Genomic DNA, 5,679 nt, shown 5'->3' with positions numbered 1-5,679 from the left:
CGCATTGAAGTCATTATTCTCGGCATTGTTTTTCGTGCCTGAGAACATACGTGAGACTCATTACGAGCCGCCGTGAATATTCCGAGAATAATGACGGAAAGAGGACGGATGGGGTGACGCGTTAAAGCGCAGAGGGAATGGAAAGGGAGATCTGCGCTAGCATCTCCCGTCCCCCCGCGGGAGCGTGGGAAGAGAAAGCTTGGGACTTAGTATGAGTTAAAGAAACGGGATGAGATAGATATGGGTTCAGCAGGGACAGGTATATTTCAAGCCAGCGTTATGGCTGGAGAATACCTGTCGGTAACGGCAAGGAGCCAAAAAAGAAAGACCAATCTACTCTTTCCTGACGTGGTCACTTTTTGATTGCATAGATTAGTTTGACCATCGGCTGTCGCCTCGGATCAAACCTCGCGCCGGTAGGCGCTCAGCGGCTCTTCTCGCCTGTGGGAAAGCAGGTCGCTAAAGAAAAGCTGTACATACAAAAAAAGACCGCGTTTCGTTTGAAACGCGGTCTTCAAAATAAATCTTGGCAGCGACCTACTTTCCCACAGGCTCCCCTGCAGTATCATCGGCGATGGCCGGCTTAACTTCCGAGTTCGGAATGGGATCGGGTGTACCCCAGCCTCCGTGGCCACCAAGAAAAATATGGCGGGTCAGTCAGTTCTTTGGAAAGGCGAGCAGTATTTACCCTGCTGCCACGTCAAAGGGCTAACCCTGAAATATTAATCTAATAGGGAGGAAAAGAATGATTTTGTGTAGAAAAATAAGGCTCACGGACTATTAGTACTGGTTAGCTGAAGGCATCGCTGCCCTTACACACCCAGCCTATCAACCTGGTGGTCTACCAGGGTCCTTTAGCTCATAAATGAGAGGGAGATCTTATCTTAAGTGAGGCTTCCCGCTTAGATGCTTTCAGCGGTTATCCCTTCCGAACGTAGCTACTCAGCTATGCCGTTGGCACGACAACTGACCCACCAGAGGTTCGTTCACCCCGGTCCTCTCGTACTAGGGGCAAGTCCTTTCAAATCTCCTACGCCCACAGCAGATAGGGACCAAACTGTCTCACGACGTTTTAAACCCAGCTCGCGTACCACTTTAAACGGCGAACAGCCGTACCCTTGGGACCTGCTTCAGCCCCAGGATGTGATGAGCCGACATCGAGGTGCCAAACCGCGCCGTCGATGTGAACTCTTGGGCGCGATCAGCCTGTTATCCCCGGCGTACCTTTTATCCAATGAGCGATGGCCCTTCCATGCGGAACCACCGGATCACTAACACCAACTTTCGTTCCTGCTCGAGATGTCTCTCTTGCAGTCAAGCTCGCTTATGCGTTTGCACTCAACGACTGGTTTCCAATCAGTCTGAGCGAACCTTTGTATGCCTCCGTTACTCTTTAGGAGGCGACCGCCCCAGTCAAACTACCCACCAGACACTGTTTCCTAACCGGATAACGGTAGAGGATTAGAGCCTTAGACTAGCAAGGGTGGTATTTCAAGGTTGGCTCCACAAACACTGGCGTGCCTGCTTCAAAGCCTCCCACCTATCCTACACATGCTAGCCCAAAACCCAATGTCAAGCTATAGTAAAGGTGCACAGGGTCTTTCCGTCTTGCTGCGGGTACACGGCATTTTCACCGCGAATTCAATTTCACCGAGTCTGTAGTTGAGACAGTGCGGAGATCGTTACGCCATTCGTGCAGGTCGGAACTTACCCGACAAGGAATTTCGCTACCTTAGGACCGTTATAGTTACGGCCGCCGTTTACCGGGGCTTCGGTTCGCTGCTTCGCTAATGCTAACAACTCCCCTTAACCTTCCGGCACCGGGCAGGCGTCAGTCCATATACGTCGTCTTACGACTTTGCATAGACCTATGTTTTTAGTAAACAGTCGCCACCGCCATTTCTCTGCGGCTCTCCGTTGCTTTGTTTCGCTAAGAAACTAACAACAAAGAGCACCCCTTATCCCGAAGTTACGGGGTCATTTTGCCGAATTCCTTAACTACAGTTCTCTCGAGCGCCTTGGATTACTCATCCCGCCCACCTGAGTCGGTTTGCGGTACGGTTTGCATAGACTAAACTTAGAAGCTTTTCTTGGAAGCATGGACTCAACACCTTACGTTCTTGCGAACACCACATCGTGTCTCAGGCATGTAGAGATACGGATTTGCCTATATCTCAACCCTACACACTTGTACTGGCTATTCCAACAGCCAGCGTGCCTATCCTACTCCGTCCCTCCATCGCACATCTATACAAGTACAGGAATATTAACCTGTTTCCCATCGACTACGCTTTTCAGCCTCGCCTTAGGGGCCGACTAACCCGGGGCAGATTACCTTTACCCCGGAAACCTTGGGCTTACGGCGAATGGGTTTCTCACCCATTTTATCGTTACTCATGTCAGCATAATCACTTCTCTACCGTCCAGCATGCTTCACAACACACCTTCAACCAGTAGAGAACGCTCTCCTACCACCAGCACAAAGTGCTGATCCGAAGCTTCGGTACCATGCTTAGCCCCGTTACATTTTCGGCGCAGAATCTCTAGACCAGTGAGCTATTACGCTTTCTTTAAAGGATGGCTGCTTCTAAGCCAACCTCCTGGCTGTCTAGGAAATTCCACCGCCTTTTCCACTGAGCATGGATTTGGAGACCTTAGCTGTCGGTCTGGGCTGTTTCCCTTTCGACTACGGCCCTTCTCAGTCGCAGTCTGACTCCCGAGGATCATTTATACGGTATTCGGAGTTTGATAGGGTTTGGTAAGCTGGTGAGCCCCCTAGCCCTGTCAGTGCTCTACCCCCGTTAAACTACCTCGAGGCTATACCTCAATATATTTCGGAGAGAACCAGCTATCACCAGGTTTGATTGGCCTTTCACCCCTATCCACAAGTCATCCAAATCGTTTTCAACCGATACTGGTTCGGTCCTCCACTCAGTTTTACCTGAGCTTCAACCTGCTCATGGATAGATCACCTGGTTTCGGGTCTAATCCACTGTACTTGTCGCCCTTATCAGACTCGCTTTCGCTACGGCTCCACTTTCGCTTAACCTTGCACAGTAGATTAACTCGCTGACTCATTATGCAAAAGGCACGCGGTCACATCTCAAGGATGCTCCCACAGCTTGTAGGCAACTGGTTTCAGGTTCTATTTCACTCCCCTAACAGGGGTTCTTTTCACCTTTCCCTCACGGTACTGGTTCACTATCGGTCACTAGGTAGTACTTAGCCTTGGAAGATGGTCCTCCCAGATTCCCACGGAGTTTCACGTGTTCCGCGGTACTCAGGAACAGTCAGTGTCAGGTTCGACTTCAGATACGGGACTTTCACCCTCTACGGTCAAGCTTCCCAGCTTGTTCTCCTATCTAATTCTGAATCACTTGATGACTGCCCTACAACCCCGCCGTGTCGAAACACGACGGTTTGGGCTATTCCCCGTTCGCTCGCCGCTACTAAGAGAGTCTCGTTTGATTTCCTTTCCTCGGGGTACTGAGATGTTTCACTTCCCCCGGTTAGCCTCTCTAAACCTATGTATTCAGTAAAGAGATAACGGGACATAACTCCCGCTGGGTTTCCCCATTCAGAAATCTGTGGGTCAAAGGATGTTTGGCTCCTCACCACAGCATATCGCAGCCTACCACGTCTTTCATCGCCTTCTAGTGCCAAGGCATCCGCCAGTTGCCCTTAATAACTTATTTTTCTACGGACATTCTTTTCCGTCCCTATCGATTGTAAAAGAGCAGAAACCGTCAAGGTTTCAGCCAAGTATATTACTTGGATTGTAACCACTACTTACGCAAAGTAATGATGACTACCAAAAAACTACTTGTAAAAGATCATATAAGCTTTTCCACCAAAATGGTGGAGGCGAACGGGATTGAACCGTTGACCCCCTGCGTGCAAGGCAGGTGCTCTCCCAGCTGAGCTACGCCCCCACTTGGGTAGATGGTGGGCCTGGGAAGATTTGAACTTCCGACCTCACGCTTATCAGGCGTGCGCTCTAACCAACTGAGCTACAGGCCCATAGCCTATCTTTGTAAAGAGCTAAAACCAACCAGAAGTTGGTTAATGCAAAACTCTTTGCAATTAAATAGCGAATCGGATTTTTTTCTTTAAAGGAGGTGATCCAGCCGCAGGTTCCCCTACGGCTACCTTGTTACGACTTCACCCCAATCATCAGCCCCACCGTAGACAGCTGCCTCCGTTGCCGGTTAGCTCACTGGTTTCGGGTAGAACCAACTTTCGTGGTGTGACGGGCGGTGTGTACAAGGCCCGGGAACGCATTCACCCCGGCATGCTGATCCGGGATTACTAGCGATTCCGACTTCAAGGAGTCGAGTTGCAGACTCCTATCCGGACTGGGATACACTTTTTGGGATTAGCTCCACCTCACGGTCTCGCAACCCTTTGTATGTACCATTGTAGTACGTGTGTAGCCCCAGGCGTAAGGGCCATGATGACTTGACGTCGTCCCCACCTTCCTCCCGGTTAACCCGGGCAGTCTCCCTAGAGTGCTCAGCATTACCTGGTGGCAACTAAGGATAGGGGTTGCGCTCGTTGCGGGACTTAACCCAACACCTCACGGCACGAGCTGACGACAGCCATGCAGCACCTGTCACTGCATTCCCCGAAGGGCACTGCCTAATTTCTTGGGCATTCGCAGGATGTCAAGCCTGGGTAAGGTTCTTCGCGTTGCATCGAATTAAACCACATACTCCACCGCTTGTGCGGGCCCCCGTCAATTTCTTTGAGTTTCAGCCTTGCGACCGTACTCCCCAGGCGGGGTACTTAACGCGTTAACTACGGCACCGAGGGTCAAGCCCCCAACACCTAGTACCCATCGTTTACGGCGTGGACTACCAGGGTATCTAATCCTGTTTGCTCCCCACGCTTTCGCTCCTCAGTGTCAGTAATAGTCCAGGAAGTCGCCTTCGCCACGGGTGTTCCTTCTGATCTCTACGGATTTCACTCCTACACCAGAAATTCCACTTCCCTCTCCTATACTCTAGCGATGCAGTATCAAGTGCAATTCCACGGTTGAGCCGTGGGCTTTCACACCTGACTTACAAAGCCACCTACGAGCGCTTTACGCCCAGTGATTCCGATTAACGCTTGCACCTTCAGTATTACCGCGGCTGCTGGCACTGAATTAGCCGGTGCTTCCTCTAGAGGTACCGTCAATTACTAAGAGTATTAGTCTTGATAGGTTTCTTCCCTCTTGACAGGAGTTTACGATCCGAAAACCTTCATCCTCCACGCGGCGTCGCTGCGTCAGACTTTCGTCCATTGCGCAATATTCCCCACTGCTGCCTCCCGTAGGAGTCTGGGCCGTGTTCCAGTCCCAGTGTGGCAGGCCACCCTCTCAGGCCTGCTATTCATCGTTGCCACGGTAGGCCGTTACCCCACCGTCTAGCTAATGAAACGCGGACTCATCTACTGGCGAGAGCTTTCAAGAAGAGGCCCCCTTTCCCGTTACCAGCGTATACGGTATTAGCAGTCGTTTCCAACTGTTGTCCCGTACCAGTAGGTAGATAATCCACGCGTTACTCACCCGTGCGCCACTCTACTCATCTCCGAAGAGACTTTCGCGTTCGACTTGCATGTGTTAGGCACGCCGCCAGCGTTCAATCTGAGCCAGAATCAAACTCTCCAGTTTAATAATTCTGTATTGTGACATCCACT

At 51.0% G+C, this 5,679-nt stretch carries 2 tRNA genes and 3 rRNA genes; all 5 read right to left on the bottom strand.

Going from position 1 to position 5,679, the window contains the following annotated elements:
- Positions 1-524: 524 nt before the first annotated feature.
- Positions 525-639: ribosomal RNA gene (gene rrf / locus SP90_RS16280) — 5S ribosomal RNA — on the bottom strand.
- Between the two features lie 120 nt (positions 640-759).
- Positions 760-3,695: ribosomal RNA gene (locus tag SP90_RS16275) — 23S ribosomal RNA — on the bottom strand.
- A gap of 161 nt (positions 3,696-3,856) precedes the next feature.
- A tRNA-Ala gene (locus tag SP90_RS16270) sits at positions 3,857-3,932 on the bottom strand.
- An 11-nt stretch (positions 3,933-3,943) separates the two neighbouring features.
- Positions 3,944-4,020, bottom strand: a tRNA-Ile gene (locus SP90_RS16265).
- Between the two features lie 91 nt (positions 4,021-4,111).
- Positions 4,112-5,653: ribosomal RNA gene (locus SP90_RS16260) — 16S ribosomal RNA — on the bottom strand.
- The 16S, 23S and 5S rRNA genes sit together here with 2 tRNA genes alongside, the layout of an rRNA operon.
- Positions 5,654-5,679 lie beyond the last annotated feature (26 nt).

Source organism: Halodesulfovibrio spirochaetisodalis, from assembly GCF_001672295.1.
In the GTDB taxonomy this organism is placed as follows: Bacteria; Desulfobacterota; Desulfovibrionia; order Desulfovibrionales; family Desulfovibrionaceae; genus Halodesulfovibrio; species Halodesulfovibrio spirochaetisodalis.
This window is presented reverse-complemented; position numbering and strand designations above follow the sequence as displayed.